A 22,036-nucleotide genomic window follows, 5' to 3' on the forward strand; every position below is an offset into this window, starting at 1 on the left:
CTGCCCTGCTTAACAATAGTTATTTGCAAAAGACTTCCTTTAACCGGGAAGTCTTTTTCTGTTTTAACTTTTTAAAGCGACCACGACCACCCTATTTGTAACTGAATTGTAACTGCCATTATTTATGATGAGGACAGCGGTTGATCTTATCTTGAAAGAGGGGGAAACATGTATGGCTTGGAAGCGGTATGGTGTTGCATTATTGATGGCTTTGCTTGTCGCAGTGTTCATGGTTGGTTGCGGAAATAATGAAGAGGCTTCCGGAACTGAAACAGACAGCGGGAGCGGAGGAGACGAAGCGCAGGAAACGGTGAAAGTCGGAGTACTTGCTTCATTGACAGGAGCTCTTGAAGCCTACGGAGATCAGACGAAGAAAGGCTTTGAACTTGGAATTGATTTTGCCACAGACGGAACCGGTGAAGTAGCAGGAAAGAAAATTGAAATCATCTATGAGGACACGGAGACAGATCCTAAGGTAGCGAGACAAAAAGCCCTTAAATTGCTGGAAGAAGATAAAGTCGACTTCCTGGTCGGTTCTTCAAGTTCCGGGGATACATTGGCCGTAACGCCGCTGGCGGAGGAGTACGAGAAAATTATGGTGGTTGAACCGGCGGTCGCGGACAGTATTACGGGATCTGAATTCAACGAATATATTTTCCGGACAGGACGCAACTCTTCCCAGGATGCAGTGGCAGGTGCCGCGGCCATCGCCAAGGAAGGTGTCAAGATTGTCACGCTTGCTCCAGATAACTCATTTGGACGTGACGGTGTAGCTGCCTTCGCGACAGCCGCTAAAGACTTGGGGGCGGACATTGTGCATGAAGAATATGCAGATCCTGCCGCTACAGATTTTACGGCAAACATCCAGAAAATCATCAACTCAAAACCGGATTACTTGTTTGTCATCTGGGCAGGAGCCAACTCCCCTTGGAACCAGATTGCTGACATGAAAGTACAGGAACAGGGCATCAAAATTTCCACAGGTGCACCTGATATTGCCGCACTTGCCACAATGAAACCGCTTGTGGGCATGGAAGGTTTCACCGTTTATTATCATGACCTTCCTGATAACGAAGTCAATGACTGGCTTGTTGAAGAACATAAGAAACGTTTTGACGGAGAGGTTCCAGACCTTTTCACTCCAGGGGGAATGAGTGCTGCCATCTCGATTGTGGAGGCACTGAAGCAATCGGAAGGTGATACAGATTCGGCAAAATTAATCGAGACAATGGAAGGGATGAGCTTTGAGAGTCCTAAAGGAACGATGACCTTCCGCGCCGAAGACCATCAGGCTATGCAGTCCCTGTACGCCATCACCTTGGAGGAAAAGGATGGTTTCGATTATCCGGTACCAGTCCTGAAGCGGGTTCTGACACCTGAAGAAACAGAACCGCCAATCTTAAATCAATAATCCTTTAAAAAGATACCCTTGCCAATTATTTGGCGAGGGTATGCATTCTCAAAGGAAAAGGGAAAGTAAAGACACCCAAAATGCATGCTGGTTTTTATAATTCTAGAAGAAATAGACATAAAAAATATCAATTATGCTGTCTATCAAACAGTATAATCTGTAATGGATTTCCGCTCCAGGCGCGCGACTCCGCGGGGCGGGCGTTGAGCCTCCTCGGCTTCGCCTGCGGGGTCTCACCTGTCCCGCTAGTCCCGCAGGAGGTCGCACGCCTTCCACTCCAATCCTCCTATGTGAAAATGGGGAGAAGAAAAATAGCATTCTGAAGTAGCGATTCTTAGAGTCTTTCACAAAGATTGCGGCAGTTGAAAGCAATGGATTTCCATTCCAATCCCATGACTCTGCGGTGCGGGGCACGGCCTCCTCAGCTTGGTCTGCATAAAAAATGTATGCGCCTTTCTCAGCCCCGACAGGTAATTGTTCTGAAACGACCAAAAGTCAGTTTTTCCTTTTATTTTATGAGTTATTTGACTCCGAGGGGCTAGGCGCTTGAACTAGATGCAAGTTATTGCCGCAGGATGCCGCACGTCTTTCACTCCAACCCCCGCTAGGTAAAAGGCGGAGGAATTTAACAGCATTAAAAAGTAACCATTTTTTCAAAAAATCCTTACAATAACAGCCTTTACTAAAGAAACGAGGTGAACTCCATGCAAGACATTCTGAAATCAGAAAACCTGTCAATCGATTTTGGCGGCCATCGTGCTGTTAATGGGATCACTGTATCTATCAAGGAAAAGAAATTCACATCCGTTATCGGTCCAAACGGTGCCGGAAAGACAACCCTGTTCAACCTGTTAAGCGGGCAGCTGACTCCGACCGAAGGGAATATCATTTATAAAGGAGAGGACATCACATCCTTATCCCCGACCGAACGGGCCAGGAGGGGAATCGGCCGATCCTTCCAGATCACCAATGTATTCCCAAACCTGACCGTTCTTGAAAATGTGCGGCTGGCTGTCCAATCACAGAAGAAGGTCCGCTATCAGATTTTTGCGCACTACACACACTATAAAGCAATGAAGGAAAAAGCATTGGATCTGCTGGAAGTAGTTCTGTTAAAAGAAAAAGCAGATACGATTGCCGTCAATCTGGCTCATGGAGAAAAAAGAAAGCTGGAAATCGCGATGCTGCTCGCGCTCGAAACCGATGTCCTGCTGCTTGATGAGCCGACGGCAGGCATGTCCATCGAAGAAGTGCCTGCCATTCTGGAAGTGATCAGAAAAATCAAGGAGCAGGGAGAGCGGACGATCGTCCTGATCGAGCACAAGATGGATATGATCCTCGATTTATCGGATGAGGTGCTCGTCTTGTTTCACGGAGAGCTGCTCGCCCAAGGCAGCCCTGAAGAAATCATGGAGAATGAAACGGTGCAGTCTGCTTATTTGGGAGGGTTGTATGATGAACACCTTGCTTGAGTTGAATAATGTCCAAACACATATCGGCCAGTTTCACATTTTACATGATATTTCTTTTGAAGTTCCTAAAGGGGAGGTAACCGTGCTGCTGGGCCGGAACGGAGCGGGAAAGACAACGACCCTGAGGACGATTATGGGATTGAATCCGGCTACTGCCGGAAGCATCCAGTTCAAAGGAGAAGAAATTAAAAAGTGGAAGCCGTATATGGTCGCAAAGAAGGGGATCGGCTATGTCCCGGAAGATCAAGGAGTCTTCGCGGATTTAACTGTCGGGGAGAACCTCCGTGTGGCCATGCAAAAAGAGGATGAGACGACAGCAAAGCTTCTGGAATGGGTCCTGGATCTTTTCCCGGATCTCAAGAAATTCTGGAAAAAGCCGGGCGGCCAGTTGAGCGGCGGGCAGAAGCAGATGCTCGCCATCGCCCGAGCTTATGTCAATGACAATGAACTACTATTGATTGATGAGCCGAGTAAGGGGCTGGCACCGATCGTGGTGGAAAAAGTGATGGAAACGATTCAGCAGATGAAGGAAAAAACGACTATTGTCCTTGTGGAGCAAAACTTTATCATGGCCAGCAGAATCGGTGACAGCTTCCACATCATTGATGATGGGCAGACGGTCCATAACGGCATGATGAGTGAGCTCAAGCAGGATAAAGTTTTAATGAAAAAATACCTTGGAATCGCTTAGGAGGTGGAGACATGGATTTACTTTTCAGCTTAACCATCAATGGGTTGGCAACCGGCATGCTCATCTTTCTGCTCGCTGCCGGGCTTACCCTCATTTTCGGATTGATGGATGTCCTGAACTTTGCTCATGGAGGATTGTTCGTCTGGGGGGCGTTCAGCGGTGTCTGGGCCTATAACCTGACAGAATCCTTCTGGGTCGGAATCATTGCGGCGATCATTACCGGTCTCATTCTTGGAGCTGTAACTGAGTATCTGATCATCCGTCCGGTATACGGTAATCACACCCAGCAGATTTTGATCACCCTTGGACTGATGCTGGTCCTTTCTGAACTGATAAAAGTAGTATTCGGGCCGGACCAGAAAGCGGCAGCACCTCCTGAATTTCTTGCAGGAAGCTTTATGATCGGGGATGTCATCTTGATTAAATACCGATTGTTCATCATCCTCGTGGGACTGATCGTGTTTGCCATTACTTACTTTATTTTAAAAAGAACAAGGATCGGCTTGATTGTCAGGGCTGGCGTCATGAACAAGGAAATGGTTCAAACGCTGGGCATCAACATCCGGGTGGTCTTCACAATTGTTTTTATGGCAGGGGCAGCCATGGCCGCACTTGGCGGAATGCTGATGGCTCCGTATTCAGGTGTCATCTACGCTGAAATGGGGCTGGAGTTCGGGATTCTCGCTTTCATTGTAGTTGTAATTGGCGGGATGGGAAGCTTCCCTGGATCACTTCTGGCAGCGATTCTTGTCGGTCTTGCTCAAGCCTACATGGCTTACTATGTACCGGCGCTGTCGCTGGCTGTCAACATGCTTCTTATGACCGTCGTCTTGATTTTCAGGCCGCAGGGACTATTTATGGTGAAGGGGTGAAACAATGCAGTCATTGCGCATGAACCACAGTACATGGATCTATCTTGTCATTGCCCTTCTGTTAGCGATCCTGCCCTTTATGGTGACGGGAAGAAGCCTCTTGTTCCTGATCATGCAAATCTTCATTCTCGGCATTTTCGCAATGAGCTATGATTTGCTGCTCGGTTATACAGGAATTGTTTCGTTCGGACACACAATGTTCTTTGGCATCGGAGCCTACTCCACAGCGGTCATGTTTAATAAGCAGGAACCGACACTGTTGACACTGCTGCTTGGGATTGTCATCGCGGTCGTGGTGGCAGCCATTGTCAGCTTCATCGTGGGTGTCCTGACGCTTCGCTTGAAAAGCCACTTTTATGCGATGCTCACATTAGCGCTTGCCGGGCTGTTCCTGGTAGCCGCCGAAAAGTGGCGGAGTGTAACTGGGGGAGCAGATGGGTTTACGTTTTCAATTCCCGATATATTCAAGGAACGGACGACTCTTTACCTGACCTGCCTCGTTGTGATGGTTCTTATCTTTTTCGGTCTTAAACGATTTACTGAATCACCGCTCGGGAGGGTGCTTCTTGCCATCCGGGAGAATGAGGGACGGACAGAGTCACTCGGCTACAAAGTGCTTCATTACAAAGTAATTGTCAGTGTCGTTTCAGGAGTCGTCGCAAGCATTGCCGGGGTGTTATATATGCTGTCACTCCGATTCGTTGATACAAGTGTATTTGCCACAGATGTCACACTGGATGCCTTGCTGATGACCATCATCGGGGGAGTCGGTACATTGATTGGTCCGATCATCGGTGCGGCACTGGTCGAGTTCGCCCATCACTGGCTGTCGGATCTCTCAGGAGTTCACTGGATTTTTGAAAGATGGATCATTCTATTTGGAACCGTGTATATTTTGGCGGTGATCTTTTTTCCAAAAGGAATCGCCGGCACATTGCAAGGGTTATTCAAAAAAGAACGGTAAGAAAGCGTGAAAAACCAGTGAAATCTGAAAAGAATATAGCCGGTTAGAGGGGGATATGATGAACCAGCTTATCACATCGTTCATAGTCCGCTGCCACGTGATTGACTCTCACCAGCGGGATTACAGGATCAAGTTGACGCATGTTCAAGGAGAAAACGAAATATCCTTTGATTCTTTTGAGGATGCGATGAACCATATGAAACAAACAGTCGAAGGATTGAAAATCACATCAGAGGAGGACCGGAAATGAATGCCGGAATCAAAGGGTTGGGTGTGTACATTCCCCAGCGGAAAATGACGGCGGCGGACCTTGCGGAAAAAGCAGGGATGCCGGAGAACATTGTCATAGAGAAACTGGGAATCAAAGAAAAGCCGCTGCCGGGACCGGATGACCATACCTGCCAGATGGGAATCGAGGCTGCTCGGGATGCCATCGCAAAAACAGGTGTGGATCCAGCTTTAATCGATATGGTGATCTATATCGGCGAGGAGTACAAAGAGTATCCTCTCTGGACCGCAGCCATAAAGCTTCAGGAGGAGATTGGTGCCGTCAACGCGTTTGCCTTTGATATGGCGCTTCGCTGCGGGACGACGATCCTGGCGGTGAAGATGGCCAAGGATATGATGATGGCTGATCCCGCTATTAAAACGGTACTGCTTGCCGGGGGCTACAGGAATGTGGATTTCATAGATTACGAGAATCCAAGGACAAGATTCATGTATAATCTCGGAGCAGGTGGAGCGGCGATGATTATCGAAAGGGATACTAATCAAAACATCATTCTCGGCAGCCATATCATAACCGATGGATCCTTTTCAGAAGATGTGGTCGTTCCGGTTGGCGGCACGAAAAGCCCTTTGACTGCAGAGAGCTTGGAAGCAGGGCTCTACCAATTGGATGTGCTGGATCCGGAAGGCATGAAGGCGCGCCTGGAAAAGAAGTCGATGGAGAATTTCCTGAAAGTGATTAGAACAGCGCTTGAAAAGAGCGGATGCACTCAGGATGACATTGGCTACGTCGCGATTCTGCACATGAAAAGATCCGCCCATCATTTTGTGCTGAATGAACTGGGGGTGCACCCTGATCAATCTATCTATCTTGAAGACTATGGGCATATCGGACAGATGGACCAGATCATTTCCCTTCAGCTTGCAGAAGAGAGAGGGATGCTGAAAAAGGGGGATATCATTGTCCTGGTCAGCGCGGGCATCGGTTATGCATGGGGAGCAAACGTCATTCGCTGGGGATGAAAGGAAGGGGTAATTATGGCGGAAATCACGTTGAAGGAAGTGCAATTACAGAATGGGGAAACGATTGGATACAGGGAGCGTGAAGGAGGCAGTCAAACGGTTGTGCTTGTTCACGGCAACATGACCTCGTCTGCTCACTGGGACCTTGTACTTGAGAATATGGATGAAAGATATAAAGTATATGCGATTGATCTGAGAGGCTTCGGCGCCTCCTCTTACCACAGGCCGATCCATTCCATCAAAGATTTTTCCGATGATCTAAAAGGGTTTTCTGATGCTCTGGGCCTGAGCGGCTTTGCCCTGGTTGGGTGGTCGCTGGGAGGAGCCGTCTGCCAGCAGTTCTGTATTGATTATCCAGGCTTCTGCAGCAAGCTTGTGCTTGTCGCCTCTGCATCTACACGGGGCTACCCGTTTTTCGGAAGCAATGACCAGGGGCTTCCTGATCCTGAAAAAAGGTTGAAAACGCTGGATGAAGTGAAGTGCGATCGCGGGAAGACAATCCCTGTTCAAGGTGCATATGACCAGAAGAACCACCAACTGCTGAGAGCGATATGGGATGCACTCATCTATACCAGTGAAAAACCAGAACCGGAAAGATACGAAAAATATCTCGATGATATGTGCACACAGCGAAATTTAGCCGATGTCTATCAGGCTTTGAATATCTTCAATATCAGCAGGCATGATAACGGATTAACGAAGGGGAACCATGAAGTCGACACCATTGACATCCCAGTTCTTGCTTTAAGGGGAGACCGGGATCTTGTGGTCACAGAGAGAATGACCAAGGAATTGGTTGAGGATTTTGAAGGCAGGGTGAAGTTCATAGAAATGAAGGACTGCGGGCATTCACCGCTGATTGATGATTTGGATGGGCTCTTGCGGCATATGGAGCAATTTTTGGAGAGGGAGGAACAGAAAGCATGAGCAGACTGAGAAGCAAAACAGCTGTGATCACCGGGGCGGCTAACGGCATCGGACTTGAAGCGGCCCGAACGTTCAAGCGGGAAGGAGCAAACGTTGTGATCGCCGATTTTAACGAAGAGGCAGGCAAGAAAGCGGAGGAAGCGAATCCAGGAGTCGTTTTGTCAGGGTGGATGTTTCGGACAGGGAAAGTGTTGACAGCCTTGTCAAAACGGTCACCGACCGATTCGGAACCATCGATATTCTCATCAATAATGCGGGCATCACAAGAGATTCAATGCTCTCAAAAATGACAGCCGAGCAGTTTCAGCAAGTCATCAATGTGAACTTGACGGGAGTATTTCATTGCACGCAGGCCGTATTGCCTTACATGGTCAATCAGGGCAGCGGCAAAATCATCAACACTTCATCTGTAACGGGTACCTATGGCAATGTCGGACAGACAAACTATGCCGCAGCCAAGGCCGGAGTGATCGGTATGACGAAAACATGGGCAAAGGAGCTTGCCAGAAAAGGCATCAATGTCAATGCCGTGGCGCCTGGTTTTACTGAAACAGCCATGGTGGCCGAAGTGCCGGAAAAAGTGATTGAAAAAATGAAAGCCCAGGTTCCGATGGGACGCCTCGGGAAACCCGAGGATATCGCCAATGCCTATCTGTTCCTGGCAAGCGGCGAATCGGATTATGTGAATGGCCATGTTCTTCATGTCGATGGAGGAATCATGATGTAGAAGAGGAGAGATTGGAGTGAGCTATGAAATCGATTGGGTGAAGAGCAGGTCTGATTTATTTCCAGAAAAACGCGCCGTCATTGATTCCGTTACACAGGATTCCTGGACCTATAAAGAACTGGATGAACGCGCATCCCGGCTTGCCGGCCTGTTTCTGGCACAGGGGGTCGGAAAAGGGGACCGTATTGCACTATTTGCTGAAAATCATATCAGTTATTTCGATTTTCTGTTTGCCTGTTTAAAGATAGGAGCGGTTTTTGTGCCGTTGAATTGGAGGCTTTCCACCGAGGAACTTCAGTTTGTGGTGTCTGACGCAGCACCAGTGATCATGGGGGTGCAGTCCTGTTTCATCAAACAGGCAAGCGGGCTTCAGGAGGATTTTTATTTAATAGAAGTGGACTCGAATCACTACCTGGATCAATTTCCAGCTGCTGATAGGCTGGGCGGACCGCTTCTGCAGGAGTCCGATCCACTTGCCATGATCTATACCGGCGGCACTACAGGACACCCAAAAGGCGCGGTACTCTCTCATCGTTCGATCATGTGGAATGCCGTTAACACCATCGTCAGCTGGAATCTCACAGATAGGGACACCACGATGACATGCATCCCGATGTTTCATACCGGAGGACTGAATGCTTTGTCGATCCCCGTTCTAATTGCCGGCGGCACGGTTGTTTTATCCCCAGGCTTCGAACCAGAGCAGGCAGTGAAGGATCTTATTAAATACAAGTGCTCCATCGTCCTGTTTGTTCCGACCATGTATCACATGCTGACCAGGACAAAGGAATTCAAGAACGCTAAGTTTCCGGATATGAAGGTCTTTTTGTCTGGAGGTGCCCCTTGTCCCATGGGCATCTATGATATTTTCAGCAGCAAGGGATTGGCATTCAAAGAAGGCTATGGGTTGACTGAAGCGGGACCGAATAACTTTTACATCGACCCGAGGGAAGCCCTTCAGCGGAGAGGATCAGTAGGGAAGCCGATGCTGTTCAATGCCGTGAAGGTTGTGAAAGAAACCGGAGATGAAGCGGGACCTGATGAAGTGGGCGAGCTGTATCTGCGCGGAAGCCACCTCTTTGAATACTATTGGAACAAAGAAGAAGAGACGAAGGAAGTATGGAGGGACGGCTGGTTTCAGACAGGGGACCTGGCTATGATGGATAAAGCGGGTTACTACTATATCGTCGGCAGGAAAAAAGATATGATCATCACGGGAGGAGAAAATGTCTATCCCTTGGAAATTGAAAACTGGCTCGAATCCTATGATTCTGTGGAAGAAGTCGCTGTCCTTGGCGTACCCGACGATAAATGGGGAGAGAAAGTAGTCGCCTTCATTACGGCTGGCAGCAGCACCGGTCTTACGGAAGAAGAGCTTGCGAATTACTGCAGAAAAAAACTGGCAAAATACAAAATACCTAAAAATTTCTATTTCATTGAAGAGCTCCCGAAAACCCATGTGGGCAAAATCGATAAAAATGAGTTGAGGAAGAGACTGGATAAGGTGACGTAACGGAGCATCCCGCCACACTAGAATGTGGGCGGGTGCTTTTTGTGTGAGAGGGAGAGTCAGGAAAGTCGATGGCAATGACGTTCAAAGTTAGTAAGTTCTTTTTCTGGTGAAGCAATAGCGGAGACGACCATAGTTGGGGCGTCTAAATAAGCCGCTCTATTTTACAAAAGCTCTATTTGTGACTAATGGTATGCTTCCCAGCAAATTATGCCATTATCTTCGGAGCTCCATGACTTAATGGTATGTTTCCCAGCAAATCATACCATTAACTTCGAGGCTCCATGACTTAATGGTACGTTTCCCAGCAAATCATGCCATTAACTTCGAGGCTCCATGACTTAATGGTACGTTTCCCAGCAAATCATGCCATTAACTTCGCGGCTCCATGACTTAATGGTATGTTTCCTGGCTAATCATGCCATTATCTTCATGGCTCGAACGACTTAATGGTACGTTTCCCAGCAAATCATGCCATTAACTTCGCGGCTCCATGACTTGATGGTACGTTTCCCGGCTAATCATGCCATTAACTTCGAGGCTCCATGACTTGATGGTACTTTCCCAGCAAATCATACCATCAACTTTGCGGCTCCATGACTTAATGGTACGTTTCCTGGCTAATCATGCCATTAACTTCGCGGCTCCATGACTTAATGGTACGTTCATATCTACTTGCAAATATACCGATATCTAAATTCTCCTCTCCCCATTCTTTTTATAAGGTTTCTGTGAATAGAGCGATATTTTTAAAACTAATATCAAATAGCTCTATAAAGGAATTTAAACGGGTTTTATCGAATTACTCAAGAAAGTAAACTTTCGGTACAGGCCTGCGAAGTTGCGCATATATTTTAAAGGCTATTTTCTTATACATTGTTGCTTTCAGAAAAATCCCAAAAGCCGGATTTCCCCCCTGGATACTAGGCTTTTTCGATCTAAACGAAGAGAGAAGCTCTATTCTCTTTTGTTTAACAGGATTTTCCGGGTTAATTATGGCTCTATCTTTCGCAATTAATATCAAATAGCCACAAAGTTTACGAAAAGAGCCATTTTAAAAGAAGGTACAGGTCTGCAATTTTACAGAAGTCTGAAATATTAATAAGAAAGGAGGAAAAGAGATGGGAGTCATACCCGTAATCCACAGCCAGCTGATGCCGCCGCCTGTGAAAGAAAGCTTCATTAGGCGTGCCAACCTACATAAGAAACTCGCCTCCATTCCTCAATATCCCCTGACCATTCTTCATGCAAGGGCAGGCTATGGAAAAAGTACCGCTCTTACACTTTTCGCTCATGACATCAAGATTAACTCCTGCTGGTATTCCATTTCCCCAAACGATGATGACATCATTCCGTTCCTAACCAAGTTCGTCCATGCTGTTAAAGCCAAGTATCCAGGTTTCGGGGCCGCAATCCTGGCTGAACTTCAAATGATTCACAACCATATCAGCGATGAACAATTGTGGTCGCTGATTTCGATGGTTGTGAATGAAACGCTTGGTTTACAATCCCCGGTCGTTATCATACTGGATGATTACCATCATGTTCAGAAATCTTTGACTATCGAGAAGTGGATGAAGCATTTCCTGGAGTACATCCCTTCTAATCTGCATGTGGTGATCTCCAGCCGCACCAAGCCTGTTTGGGGCATATTGACATCGCTGAAGGTAAAGGGTGAGCTGCTTGAAATCACCCAGGCAGACCTTATGCTCAGCTCGGCTGAAATTGAACATCTTCTTGAAGACAGTTATGAAATTACCATAGACAGCCGGGACCTGGAGCGGGTTCATCACCTGACGGAAGGCTGGGCCATTGCCGTGCACATGCTCGCCGGAAGTTTTCGGAATGGAGATTTTTCTGGAAGTTTCCTTGAAAATCGTTCGGAAACCTTGCAGGACCTCTTTGACTTTTTAGCGTTGGAAGTATTATCGAAACAGCCTTTTGGACATCAGGATTTTCTACTGAAAACAAGCATCCTTGATGAACTCACTCCAATGGTTTGCGATGCCGTGCTGGGCATTGCAGATTCGGATTCCATATTGGTGAAGCTGTCTCAGCAGAATGTATTCATTCAAGAGATCGATGCAAGGAAGTATCGTTACCATGCCCTTTTCAAGGAGTTTTTGCAAAATCAGCTGAAAAGGAAGAATGCCGAGGAGCATGCAAGGCTGAACCGGGACGCTGCCCGTTTTTTTGAAAAAGAAAATATCGAGAATGCGGTCTATCATTACCTGGAAGTGAGTGAATACGAGAGGGCTGCCCACGTTATCAGCCAAAGCGGAAAGGACCTGCTGCAAAAAGGAAAGCTGCAAACCCTGTTAGATTATCTGAAACCGATTCCTGAAAATCTAAAAAATGAATATCCGGTTCTTTGGTTTTATCAAGGAGAAATCAGCAGGCTGCGCTCTTCCTACGAGTGGGCGGAATCCTGCTACAAAAAGGCAATCGAAATTGGAGAAGAGATAAAGGATCATTATTTGATGAGTATTTCATTGGAAGGAATTGCCAGGATATACCTTGATACAATCCAGCCGGATAAAGCAGAACGGGTCCTGCAGAGGGCGATAAGCTTACGGGAAAATTCAAATGAGAGCAAGGAAGAAATGGCGGAACTGTACCATCTTCTTTCAGAAAACCTCCTCAATTCCGGAAAAGCCGTGAAGGCGGAGAAGTGGTATGAAAGAGCCGAAGCCTTGAACCTGCCATTGGAAGAAGGAAATTTGAAGGCGCGGATTTACTTGCGGACCGGAAGGCTCAATAAGGCAAGAGATCTTCTTTTAAAAAGAAAGAACAGCACAAATGAGACCGGAATCGTTCACTTGTCACAGTCTCATAGAGAAACGGAAATCCTGTTGTCGATTATTGAGGCTTTCAGGGGACGGGCAGAAGAGAGCAAAAAATACGCCGAGCAAGGAATGAAGATTGGAATGGATATCCAGTCTCCATTTGTGGAAGCGTGCGGCTGGATGAGAATGGGGCATGCCGTCCAGCTGATCGAGCGCTATGAAGCAATTCTGGCGGAGAAATGCTATAACACGGCCCTTGATATTATGGATACCATTGATGTGCCAAGAGGGAAGGCTGAACCATATATGGGGTTGTGCATTCTATTTGGCAATCAGGGGCTTTATGAAAAAGCGATAGAAGCAGGCCAGAAAGGTTTGTATGAAACGGAGAAAGTGAAAGATGTCTGGTTATCCACACTGATCCAGCTTTGTATGGGGATTGCCGGGATCTATTGTGAAAAATATGAAACTGCCTATGATGTACTGGTTGAAGTAAGGAATCAGTTTGAAGGGTGCGGAGACCGCTACGGCATGATGCTCACTTCCTTTTGGAAAGCTTATGCTGCCTATGAAACAGGAAAAGAAGAGGTCTTCTCCCGTGAAATGAGGCAGTTCCTGAATGAGATGCTGGCAGGGGAATATCAGTATTTCTTGAAGAGGCGGACAACATTTGGACCGGCCGATATCCAGAACTTTGTCCCCATGCTGGTGAAAGCTCAAAAGAATAATATCCACAGTCCGTTCATTTCTGAACTTGGGATAGGCAGCATGGACAATCATCCAGGATATACATTGAGGGTGGATACCTTGGGGAAATTCAGGATCCATTTGGGCAGCCGAATCATCGGGGAGAGTGACTGGCAGAGGGGAAAGGCGAAAGAGTTATTCGAGTTTTTTATAACAAATAAAAATAAGTTGATTGACCGCGAGGAAATCTTCCGGGAAATCTGGCCTGGGCAGGATGAGGATGCGGCCAACCGCAGTTTCAAAGTTTCTTTGAATTCCCTCTTGAAGACTATTGAGCCGCATCGCAAGGCAAGAGAAGAATCCTATTTTATCAGAAGAAATGGATCTTTCTATGGAATCAATCCTGATGCTGTTTTTCAATTAGATACGATTCTGTTTGAAGAGTGGGTGACAGAAGGATTGACAGAGAAAGACCCTTTTCAGGCAAAGGAGCTGCTGGAGAGGGGTTTGAAGCTGTATGAGGGAGATTATCTGCCGGACCACCGATTTGCCGATTGGTGCCTGACAGAGAGGGAGCGCCTGCAGGTCCTGTTCCTGCGGGCTGCTGAAATGCTCGCTCAGGTGTCGGTCCGGCTGTCGGACTTCGAAACGTGCATCCATTGGTGCGAAAGGATCCTGATGGAGGAAGATACATGGGAAGAAGCATACCGGCTGCTGATGTACTGTTACTATCAAAAGAACAACAGACCGCAGGCGATCAAGTGGTACGGCAAATGTAAAAAAGTGCTGACTGCCGAGCTGGGAGTCGAGCCGATGGAGCCGACGAAGGAAATGTACAGGATGATCACACAAGCCGCAGACCTTGATATCTGGTGATGCTGAACCGGCTGCCGATCGAGCAGGCAGCCTTTACCACACTGAAGCGCTAAGAGGGACAGTCCCTCTTAGCGCTTTAATGCGTTGCAGTAATGAAAGGGACTGTTTCTATTAGGGCTTTAAAGCGGTAAAGCACCTCTGAATTTCCGTCAAAAAGTATATTGCTCTTTTCACAGACCTGGGTAACAATAGACGAGTAGATAAAGTGGTTTTAAACTCTGCGTGTAAGGGGAGAGAAAAGAAAAAAATCTTCAAGGTTTTGAAGTATGGATTAATAGTTTGTGAAAATATGAATTTGATTTAAAGGAGATTCACATGGAGAACTGGCTGATTGAGATAATCAACAATTTTGGGTACGGTGGGATATTCCTTCTAATCGCTTTGGAAAATATATTTCCGCCGGTGCCTTCTGAAGTCATCTTAACCTTTGGCGGATTTGTAACGACAACATCTGATCTAACCATAACGGGTGTCGTCATTGCCTCAACGCTCGGCTCTGTCATCGGAGCGGTTGTTTTATACGGGCTGGGGCTGCAGCTTGATGTCGAACGGATGGAGAAAATTGTAGACAAGTGGGGGCATATCCTCCGGCTGACGAAAAAGGATATCCACAGGGCCGATGCCTGGTTTGATAAGTATGGATATTGGTCTGTTTTTCTCTGCCGTTTTGTGCCGCTGATTCGCAGCTTAATATCGATTCCTGCCGGGATGTCGAATATGAAGTTTGTTCCTTTCTTGATTTTTACTACAGCCGGAACTTTCATCTGGAATATTGTTCTCGTCAATTTGGGTGCCAAGGTAGGGGCATCGTGGGAACAGATTGTTCATTACATGGATATCTATTCGAACATTGCTTACGCTGTCATAGCTGTGCTGGGGATTGCATTTCTGGTTTTCTTCTTTAAGAGGAAATTCTCGTAGCATATAGAGTCTATTAAAGAACTATAAAAAATAAGGGTGCTCTTTTACGCTTTAAAGTACTAAAAGGTACAGTCCCTCTTAGTGCTTTAAAGTATTAAAGGGAAATTTGCTGCAAAAGGCGTGCTGCTCAAGATAAATGAGCTGCACGCCTTTTAGAATGGGCTTCGTTTCATGTCCAGTCAAAAATGCTCCCAATCCCCCTGATCAGGTACCATAGAATGCGGAAAGGCAGTACGATCAATTCGGGAATCCAGATAAGTACATCTCCAACCGCATCCCAGAATGTATAGGAACCTTCTGACTTCTTCCTTATTCTGCGTTCCTTTCTTTTTCTTATAAACACTCTTCATCCTCCATTCAGCACTCTTTAACTATTATTTATATACTTTACTTCTTTATTAAATTCTCCCAAACAAGGGGATTTTCCTTCTAGTGACAGTCACAACCCGTTTTTTGTCGAAGGCTGTTTTCGCATATATTGTTGGTTTCGGTGAGTTATGGTATTAGCTTACGAAAAATATATTAAATAGCAACAAAGTTTACGAAAAGAGCCTTCTCGAATGACTTTTACCCAAATACAGGTAAACTAATTGACAATTCCTTCAATTTACAATATTATCATCATTAAAGCCGACATAATTGGTTGGAATAGTAGAGTTTAGGTGAGTGAAGGAGAGAAGTATTATGAAATTTGGGTTTTGGCTTCCGATTTTTGGTGGATGGCTGAGGAATGTTGATGATGAAAGCATGCCGGCCACTTATGAATATGCCGAGAAAGTTGCTAAGTCAGCGGAAGAGTGGGGTTACTCCACGACGCTGATTGCGGAGCTTTATTTGAATGATATAAAAGGACAGAAACATGATTCCTTAGAAGCGTGGACCACAACAGCTGCCTTGGCTGCCTCGACAGATAAACTGGAAATCATGACAGCGATCCGTCCAGGCTTCCATAATCCTGCGGTTGCAGCAAAAATGGCGGCGAACATCGACAATTTGAGCAGAGGACGCTTCACCTTGAACATCGTATCCGCATGGTGGGCAGAAGAAGCGCGGCAATACGGCGGTGTGTTCACGGAACATGATGAACGATATGACCGTACAAGAGAATTCATTGATGTCTTAAAAGGACTTTGGACCGAAGATTCCTTCTCCTATAAAGGCGACTTTTATCAACTGGAGGAAACCAAGCTTTTTCCAAAGCCTGTCCAGAGACCGAATCCGATTCTCTATGCCGGGGGCGAAAGTGAGAAAGGAAAGTCCACCATTGTGGAAAAGTGCGATGCCTACGTAATGCATGGCGGAACGGTTGAAGAAATTCAGGCGAAGGTAGCGGATATGAAATCCAGGAGAGAACAGACGGACAACCCGGAGCTGAGTTCGTTTGGAATGGCGGCTTATGTCATTTGCCGTGATACTGAAGAAGAAGCTAGGAATGAGCTCGAAAGAATTACGGAAGTAAAAGAATCCGACGCTTATTCAGGCTTCAAGGATTTCACAAGCAAGTCCCAGCTTGAACAGCAGATTCAGCTTCAGGACTACTCCGTATCCAACAGGGGCCTCCGCCCGAATCTTGTCGGCACGCCGGAACAAATCGCCGACAGGATCCTGAAATATGAGGAAGCCGGACTGGATTTGCTGCTTCTTCAATTCTCACCGCAGCTTGAAGAGATGGAACGTTTTGCTAAACAGGTCATGCCATTGGTGGAGGAAAAACGAAAATCAGCAGAGGGAGTGCTTACCGTTGAGTAAAATATATGTGATTCATGAAAACACTGAGTGGACGGTTCATCTGACAAAACGATTGGAAGAACTGGACCTTCCATACGAAGAGTGGCATTTGGGCGAAGGGACTCTCGATCTTTCGCAAGAGCCCCCTGAAGGCATTTTTTACAGCAGAATGAGTGCCTCTTCCCATACACGGGGAAACCGTTATGCCCCAGAATATACTGCGCAGGTACTGGCGTGGCTTGAAGCACATGGCAGGAAGGTATTCAATGGCAGCCGTGCACTCCAACTCGAAGTCAGCAAGGTAAAACAGTATCTGGAATTGAGCAAGCAAGGATTGGCAGTGCCGAAGACGATTGCGGCAGTGGGGAAAGAGCAGATATTAAAAGCTGCTCAATCTTTTGAAGGAAAGCCCTTCATCACCAAACACAACCGTGCCGGAAAAGGACTGGGTGTGCAGTTGTTCCATAATATCGCGTCTTTGAAAAATTATGTGGAAGGCCCGGGTTTTGAAGAGCCGGTTGATGGAATCACCTTGATCCAGGAGTACATTTCCGCGCCTGAAAGCTTCATTACGCGCTGTGAATTTATCGGAGGCAAGTTCCTCTATGCCGTCAGGGTCGATACGTCGGAAGGGTTCGAGCTCTGCCCGGCGGATGCGTGCTCTATAGGAGACTTATTCTGTCCTGTGGGCGAAGAGGCGCCGCAAGAGAAACCGAAATTTCAAATTTTAGACGATTTCCATCATCCTGTACTTGAAAAATATGAAAAGGTTCTCGAGGCAAACGATATACAGATCGCCGGGATTGAATTCATCTTTGATAAAGACGGCAATGTCTACACCTATGACATCAATACCAACACCAACTACAATTCCGATGCCGAAGCAAAAGCCGAGAAATTCGGGATGCTGGAGCTAGCCGTATTCCTGGCGCAGGAATTGCAGAAGCTTGAACAAAATGAAAAGGTCACGATTTAAAAAAATGCCTTTCCCGCAAGAAGCTGGGAAAGGCATTTTTGTGCGCAGATTCACTGCAGTGCTTTAGAGTGTGGAAAGGGACAGTCCCTTTTCGCACTGAAAAGCGTCACCGCGCAAAGAGGGACAGTCTCTCTTAGTGCTTTAATCCATTAAATCCTTAACCAGTCAGCGGTTTCAGGCTGAGAGAATGGAGTGCCTGGTTCACATAGTCGAGGTCATGGATCTCCTTCTCCAGGCAGAAACGGATTACCAGATCATAGGTATCGCTGAAAGAAAGGGAGTATCCAGCTGCTGACAGCAAATCCTCGGCTTCATCAGTCCCCAGTTCTAACGCCAAAGCCAGCGCAATCGCCGTATTCCTGCCGACACGGTAATCCGGCTTTGACCTGATTTTTGAAAAGTGTTTTCGATCAATGCCGGCTTTTTTATAAACCTCCGGGTCAGTAAATCCCTTTTCATCTATCAATTCTAAAAGTTCCTGCCTGAAAGAAGGCTGCTCATTGGTGCTGATGAATTCTTCTAATTCACTATATGGAATGGGAGCACCAAGCTTATATTCCAGTTCATAGGCAGATTCACAGACATCAATCTGAGGCGGACCCTCTTGATAAAAATGAATGTATTCCTTCAGCTCTTTTAAAAAATGGGGATCAAGCATGAACTCACCCTCCTAAAAAGTCGCTTTGCAGGCGACCAAAATATGGATTTGATTAGGTATGATTATATCATCAAGAAGCTGAAGGAGATGGATAAAATGAACAAAAATTTAACTGAAGTGGTATTTTTGCTGGATCGAAGCGGATCAATGGCTGGGCTAGAAATTGATACAATAGGCGGCTTTAATGGATTCGTTAAAAGGCAGGCGGTCATGGAGGGAAAAGCAATTATCACCACAGTTCTCTTTGACGATGAATATGAAGTGCTTTGGCAGGGGAAACCGGCGGAAACGGTGAAGCTCACGGAGAAGGAGTATTACGTCAGAGGGTGCACGGCAATGCTTGACGCCATTGGGAAAACGATTGCCGAAGTCGGTCACCGCCTATTAAAAACACCGGCAGGCGAACGGCCCGGCAAAGTTATATTTGCGATCACAACGGACGGCCAGGAAAATGCAAGCCGGGAATTCAGCTATGAAAAAATAAACGAAATGATCCGTCATCAGCGGGAGATATACAATTGGGAGTTCATCTTCATGGGGGCCAATATCGATGTTGCAAAGGAAGCAGAGAACATTGGGATCCTTGCGGAGAATGCCTATGATTTTGATGCATCAGAAGAGGGAGTGGAGAAGATGTATTCAAGGATGTGTGAGGAAGTTTCGGAAATGAGGATTAATAACTGAATGGGTTCCTCACTAAATGTGCACGCTCCTAGTGACTGCCGTTTAGCAGAATCTTAGTTTTAACAGACTTCATTTTGACGGAAGATAATCTGCATTTTTAACATACTCTCTGAAAAAGTTAGACAGCGTTTAAACAGCATCACTTTTAAAAATAGGAGAGCTGATGCAGTAAAAAAATATTTCACACCCATTAATCAATCGGAATAGAAAATCCAATATTTGCTAATAATGCCTTTCCCAAAGCCGGGAAAGGCGTTTTCTTTACATTCGGGAGATCCCTCGTACGCATTCTAGTCAACTGTTCTTCACAAATCTTCCAGGTGATAAGGAAGAACACGCTCCCAAGCTTCGTTAAGTTACTCACCATTTGAATTCCTTGAGGCTTTGGAGGCAGAAGTGATGGGAAAAAGCGGTATATAAAGTAAGAACCGTGAACAGCAAGAAATATGTTATCATGATTTCACCTTATTAATTTTCGATTTTAGTCGATATTATTGATAAGCATTGGTTATCATCATAATACTTTACATATGGGAGTCAACATAGTGGGTTATCAAACGAACACTTCATTTAAGAATATTGTCATCATCGTTATATTTATTCAGGTCCTGCAATTGATCCTGGGATTGTATTTTCCAGTGGAAAGTTTTCCGAACTTGATCATGCAGGTGGCACTAACCATTACTACCTTAGGATTGGTCTATTTTATGTTCAAAGGGATTTTCAAGGCGACGAAAGAAGTGAGGGAGAGCAATCAGAAGCTGAACCACATCTTTGAATCCCTTGATGTCGCCATCTGGTCGCACGATTTGAAATCTGACAAACTGCTGATCACTCCGGGGATTGAAAAATTATATGGAAGAAAGCAAGAGGAATTTTATAAAGATAATTTGTTGTGGAAAAAGGTCATTCATCCTGATGATGTGTCCATCCAGGAGACGAGACAGGAAATGATTCAGGCGGGTCGTTCATGCACCAGTACCTACCGGATCATCAAGCCGGATGGAAATGTGCGCTGGATCCAAGACAGGGGAATCCCCACCTTGGACGATAAAGGAAATCTCATTTATTTTTCCAGTGTATTGTTCGATATCACGGACAGAAAGGAAAGTGAGGACCAATACCGCAGCCTCGTTGAAATGTCTCCGGATATCATCTCAGTCATCCGCAATGGCAAATTCATCTATATGAATGCCGCGGGGAGCAGGGTGCTGGGCATGGAAGATCCTGCTCAATTGATCAATAAGGATGTTTCTGATTTTGCGGGTGAGCAGGATATTCAATTGATAAGGGAATCTGCAAATCAGTACAGGGATCCTGCTGAATCGGAAAATCTGATATTTGAAATAAAAGCAGCCCGCATGGATGGTGATGTTATTGATGTTGAAGTGTCAATGATGCCCATTTTATATGGAGGGAAGTCAGCAATCCAATTGGTGGGAAGGGATATTACCCAGAGAAAGAAATCAGAAGAAATCATCCGGGAAATGGCTTATTACGACACATTGACAGGCCTGCCCAATCGCAATATGTTCAAACAGAGCCTGAATAACTCGATTGAAAACCAGGTGTCATCATCTTTTGCCGTCCTGTTTCTCGATCTTGACCGCTTTAAAGTAATCAATGATACAAAAGGACATTCAACGGGTGACCTTCTGCTAGTCGAAGTAGCTAAACGTCTGAAAACCGTCATTGGCCAAGAAGGAGAGGTGTACAGACAGGGCGGGGATGAATTCATCATCCTTTTAAGTAACACCAGCAGGGAAAAAGCTTCTCGTCTCTCTCAGTCTATTTTACAAAGTTTCGCAAAGCCTATCGAGGTGTCCCGACAGGAATTCTTTGTGACACCAAGCATCGGCATCAGCATGTACCCGGGTGACGGCAATGACCAGGAGACCTTGATCAAGCATGCGGATACGGCGATGTATTTGGCAAAAGAGCGGGGAAAAAATAACTTTCAATTCTACAACGAAAGTCTGAATCAAAATACATTCAGAAAAATGGAGCTTGAACAAGAGCTAAGGAAGTCGCTGGAACTCTCTCAGTTCATCCTCCATTATCAGCCAAAGGTGAACCTTGAAACCGGGATGATTCTTGGAGTGGAAGCCCTGATTCGCTGGGAACATCCTAACCTGGGAATAGTTTCACCGGGAGAATTCATCCCTCTCGCTGAAGAGACGGGCTTGATTGTTCCGATTGGAAAATGGGTTCTCTTAGAAGCCTGCAGACAAAGCAAAGAATGGGAAATAAGAGGAGCCGGCTCCATTCCGGTAGCAGTCAACATTTCAGTGAGGCAGATCCTGGATGATGGCTTCGTGGATTTTGTACAGAATGCCCTAAACGAAACCGAACTGGACCCCTGCCTCCTTGAGCTGGAGATCACAGAAAGCATCATGCAGGACTTTAAACGTTCATCCGATATACTGCACAGCTTGAAGGAACTAGGAGTGGCCATCAGCATCGATGATTTTGGAACCGGTTACTCTTCCTTGAATAACTTACGGTTTCTTCCGATCGATCATATTAAAATTGACAAATCCTTTGTGGACGATATTATCGACCACTCAAAACATTCTAAAAATGGATCGATTGTAAAAACAATCATTGATTTAGGACAAAATATGGATTTTACCATTATCGCCGAAGGGGTGGAAGAGGCAAAACAGGTGGATTTCCTTCTGGAAAACGCCTGCCATATCGGACAGGGCTATTACTACAGCAAGCCGCTGCCAGCAGCTGAACTCGAAGCCTACATCAAAACCCGGCAGCAGCTTCCTTCATCAGATTAACGCAGCAGCGCATGAAAAGGGAGAGTCGCTTTTAGTGCTTTAAAGCATGGCACCCGCTTCGTTGCCGTAAGGGCTTTACCATGGAGGAGCAAACGTCTAAGCCACA

General features: G+C 46.1%; 18 protein-coding genes and 1 pseudogene. 16 read left to right on the forward strand and 3 right to left on the reverse strand.

The features are described from left to right. Positions 1 to 205: 205 nt before the first annotated feature. The 12 genes and pseudogenes from B9Z54_RS02275 to B9Z54_RS02335 all read left to right on the forward strand — a co-directional run bounded on the left by B9Z54_RS02275 (position 206) and on the right by B9Z54_RS02335 (position 15,095). Positions 206 to 1,411: a substrate-binding domain-containing protein gene (locus B9Z54_RS02275; protein WP_205207659.1), complete on the forward strand. Its 1,206-nt coding sequence runs from the start codon at positions 206 to 208 to the stop codon at positions 1,409 to 1,411. Positions 1,412 to 2,115: 704 nt separating this feature from the next. Continuing rightward, entirely contained in the window at positions 2,116 to 2,883 is a 768-nt protein-coding gene (locus B9Z54_RS02285) for an ABC transporter ATP-binding protein (protein WP_113926910.1), read from the forward strand. Then, positions 2,867 to 3,574 carry an ABC transporter ATP-binding protein gene (locus B9Z54_RS02290; RefSeq protein ID WP_113926911.1) on the forward strand — a complete coding sequence of 236 codons (708 nt, stop codon included), beginning with the start codon at positions 2,867 to 2,869 and terminating at the stop codon, positions 3,572 to 3,574. The genes B9Z54_RS02285 and B9Z54_RS02290 overlap by 17 nt, the downstream gene beginning before the upstream one ends. Positions 3,575 to 3,585: 11 nt before the next feature. Beyond that, complete coding sequence (locus tag B9Z54_RS02295; RefSeq protein WP_113926912.1) at positions 3,586 to 4,446, forward strand: branched-chain amino acid ABC transporter permease; 861 nt, start codon at positions 3,586 to 3,588, stop codon at positions 4,444 to 4,446. Positions 4,447 to 4,450: 4 nt separating this feature from the next. Beyond that, on the forward strand, positions 4,451 to 5,410 hold the full coding sequence (locus B9Z54_RS02300; protein ID WP_205207651.1) for a branched-chain amino acid ABC transporter permease: 960 nt from the start codon (positions 4,451 to 4,453) through the stop codon (positions 5,408 to 5,410). 58 nt (positions 5,411 to 5,468) lie between these two features. Continuing rightward, on the forward strand, positions 5,469 to 5,660 hold the full coding sequence (locus B9Z54_RS02305; RefSeq protein ID WP_113926913.1) for a hypothetical protein: 192 nt from the start codon (positions 5,469 to 5,471) through the stop codon (positions 5,658 to 5,660). Further along, positions 5,657 to 6,661: a 3-oxoacyl-ACP synthase gene (locus tag B9Z54_RS02310; protein WP_113926914.1), complete on the forward strand. Its 1,005-nt coding sequence runs from the start codon at positions 5,657 to 5,659 to the stop codon at positions 6,659 to 6,661. The genes B9Z54_RS02305 and B9Z54_RS02310 overlap by 4 nt, the downstream gene beginning before the upstream one ends. 15 nt (positions 6,662 to 6,676) lie before the next feature. Continuing rightward, positions 6,677 to 7,588, forward strand: a complete 912-nt coding sequence (gene phaZ, locus B9Z54_RS02315) for an intracellular short-chain-length polyhydroxyalkanoate depolymerase (RefSeq protein ID WP_113926915.1) — start codon at positions 6,677 to 6,679, stop codon at positions 7,586 to 7,588. Then, a pseudogene (gene fabG, locus B9Z54_RS02320) lies at positions 7,585 to 8,315 on the forward strand (3-oxoacyl-ACP reductase FabG). The gene phaZ and the pseudogene fabG overlap by 4 nt, the downstream one beginning before the upstream one ends. A 16-nt stretch (positions 8,316 to 8,331) precedes the next feature. Then, complete coding sequence (locus B9Z54_RS02325) at positions 8,332 to 9,828, forward strand: class I adenylate-forming enzyme family protein (RefSeq protein WP_113926916.1); 1,497 nt, start codon at positions 8,332 to 8,334, stop codon at positions 9,826 to 9,828. A 1,118-nt stretch (positions 9,829 to 10,946) separates the two neighbouring features. Then, positions 10,947 to 14,174: an AfsR/SARP family transcriptional regulator gene (locus B9Z54_RS02330; RefSeq protein ID WP_113926917.1), complete on the forward strand. Its 3,228-nt coding sequence runs from the start codon at positions 10,947 to 10,949 to the stop codon at positions 14,172 to 14,174. 315 nt (positions 14,175 to 14,489) lie between these two features. After that, on the forward strand, positions 14,490 to 15,095 hold the full coding sequence (locus tag B9Z54_RS02335; protein WP_113926918.1) for a DedA family protein: 606 nt from the start codon (positions 14,490 to 14,492) through the stop codon (positions 15,093 to 15,095). A 169-nt stretch (positions 15,096 to 15,264) separates the two neighbouring features. Here the strand turns inward: B9Z54_RS02335 and B9Z54_RS25130 are convergent, their stop codons facing one another. Then, entirely contained in the window at positions 15,265 to 15,438 is a 174-nt protein-coding gene (locus B9Z54_RS25130; protein ID WP_187444332.1) for a hypothetical protein, read from the reverse strand. A 341-nt stretch (positions 15,439 to 15,779) separates the two neighbouring features. On the opposite strand from B9Z54_RS25130, the gene B9Z54_RS02340 reads away from it, so the two are divergent. Both B9Z54_RS02340 and B9Z54_RS02345 read left to right on the forward strand, forming a co-directional pair. Further along, a complete protein-coding gene (locus B9Z54_RS02340; RefSeq protein WP_113926919.1) occupies positions 15,780 to 16,844 on the forward strand; it encodes an LLM class flavin-dependent oxidoreductase in 1,065 nt (354 codons plus the stop codon). Continuing rightward, on the forward strand, positions 16,837 to 17,799 hold the full coding sequence (locus tag B9Z54_RS02345; protein ID WP_113926920.1) for an ATP-grasp domain-containing protein: 963 nt from the start codon (positions 16,837 to 16,839) through the stop codon (positions 17,797 to 17,799). The genes B9Z54_RS02340 and B9Z54_RS02345 overlap by 8 nt, the downstream gene beginning before the upstream one ends. A 157-nt stretch (positions 17,800 to 17,956) precedes the next feature. Here the strand turns inward: B9Z54_RS02345 and B9Z54_RS02350 are convergent, their stop codons facing one another. Further along, a complete protein-coding gene (locus B9Z54_RS02350) occupies positions 17,957 to 18,457 on the reverse strand; it encodes an aspartyl-phosphate phosphatase Spo0E family protein (RefSeq protein ID WP_113926921.1) in 501 nt (166 codons plus the stop codon). A 42-nt stretch (positions 18,458 to 18,499) separates the two neighbouring features. Between B9Z54_RS02350 and B9Z54_RS02355 the strand changes: the two genes are divergently transcribed. Next, entirely contained in the window at positions 18,500 to 19,141 is a 642-nt protein-coding gene (locus B9Z54_RS02355) for a vWA domain-containing protein (protein ID WP_240189764.1), read from the forward strand. A 190-nt stretch (positions 19,142 to 19,331) separates the two neighbouring features. On the opposite strand, the gene B9Z54_RS25135 is transcribed toward B9Z54_RS02355, so the two are convergent. Continuing rightward, a complete protein-coding gene (locus B9Z54_RS25135) occupies positions 19,332 to 19,505 on the reverse strand; it encodes a hypothetical protein (protein ID WP_205207652.1) in 174 nt (57 codons plus the stop codon). Positions 19,506 to 19,686: 181 nt separating this feature from the next. On the opposite strand from B9Z54_RS25135, the gene B9Z54_RS02360 reads away from it, so the two are divergent. Next, a complete protein-coding gene (locus B9Z54_RS02360) occupies positions 19,687 to 21,930 on the forward strand; it encodes a bifunctional diguanylate cyclase/phosphodiesterase (protein ID WP_240189765.1) in 2,244 nt (747 codons plus the stop codon). Positions 21,931 to 22,036 lie beyond the last annotated feature (106 nt).

The sequence above is a fragment of the Bacillus sp. P14.5 genome (assembly GCF_003316765.1).
In the GTDB taxonomy this organism is placed as follows: domain Bacteria; phylum Bacillota; class Bacilli; order Bacillales; family Bacillaceae_B; genus Rossellomorea.

Coding starts and splice junctions, on each gene's coding strand:
- B9Z54_RS02275 (WP_205207659.1), top strand. CDS start 206: ATGGCTTTGCTTGTCGCAGTGTTCATGGTTGGTTGCGGAAATAATGAA.
- B9Z54_RS02290 (WP_113926911.1), top strand. CDS start 2,867: ATGAACACCTTGCTTGAGTTGAATAATGTCCAAACACATATCGGCCAG.
- B9Z54_RS02340 (WP_113926919.1), top strand. CDS start 15,780: ATGAAATTTGGGTTTTGGCTTCCGATTTTTGGTGGATGGCTGAGGAAT.
- phaZ (WP_113926915.1), top strand. CDS start 6,677: ATGGCGGAAATCACGTTGAAGGAAGTGCAATTACAGAATGGGGAAACG.
- B9Z54_RS02335 (WP_113926918.1), top strand. CDS start 14,490: ATGGAGAACTGGCTGATTGAGATAATCAACAATTTTGGGTACGGTGGG.
- B9Z54_RS02295 (WP_113926912.1), top strand. CDS start 3,586: ATGGATTTACTTTTCAGCTTAACCATCAATGGGTTGGCAACCGGCATG.
- B9Z54_RS02310 (WP_113926914.1), top strand. CDS start 5,657: ATGAATGCCGGAATCAAAGGGTTGGGTGTGTACATTCCCCAGCGGAAA.
- B9Z54_RS02350 (WP_113926921.1), bottom strand. CDS start 18,457: ATGCTTGATCCCCATTTTTTAAAAGAGCTGAAGGAATACATTCATTTT.
- B9Z54_RS02305 (WP_113926913.1), top strand. CDS start 5,469: ATGAACCAGCTTATCACATCGTTCATAGTCCGCTGCCACGTGATTGAC.
- B9Z54_RS02355 (WP_240189764.1), top strand. CDS start 18,500: ATGGATTTGATTAGGTATGATTATATCATCAAGAAGCTGAAGGAGATG.
- B9Z54_RS02300 (WP_205207651.1), top strand. CDS start 4,451: ATGCAGTCATTGCGCATGAACCACAGTACATGGATCTATCTTGTCATT.
- B9Z54_RS02330 (WP_113926917.1), top strand. CDS start 10,947: ATGGGAGTCATACCCGTAATCCACAGCCAGCTGATGCCGCCGCCTGTG.
- B9Z54_RS02285 (WP_113926910.1), top strand. CDS start 2,116: ATGCAAGACATTCTGAAATCAGAAAACCTGTCAATCGATTTTGGCGGC.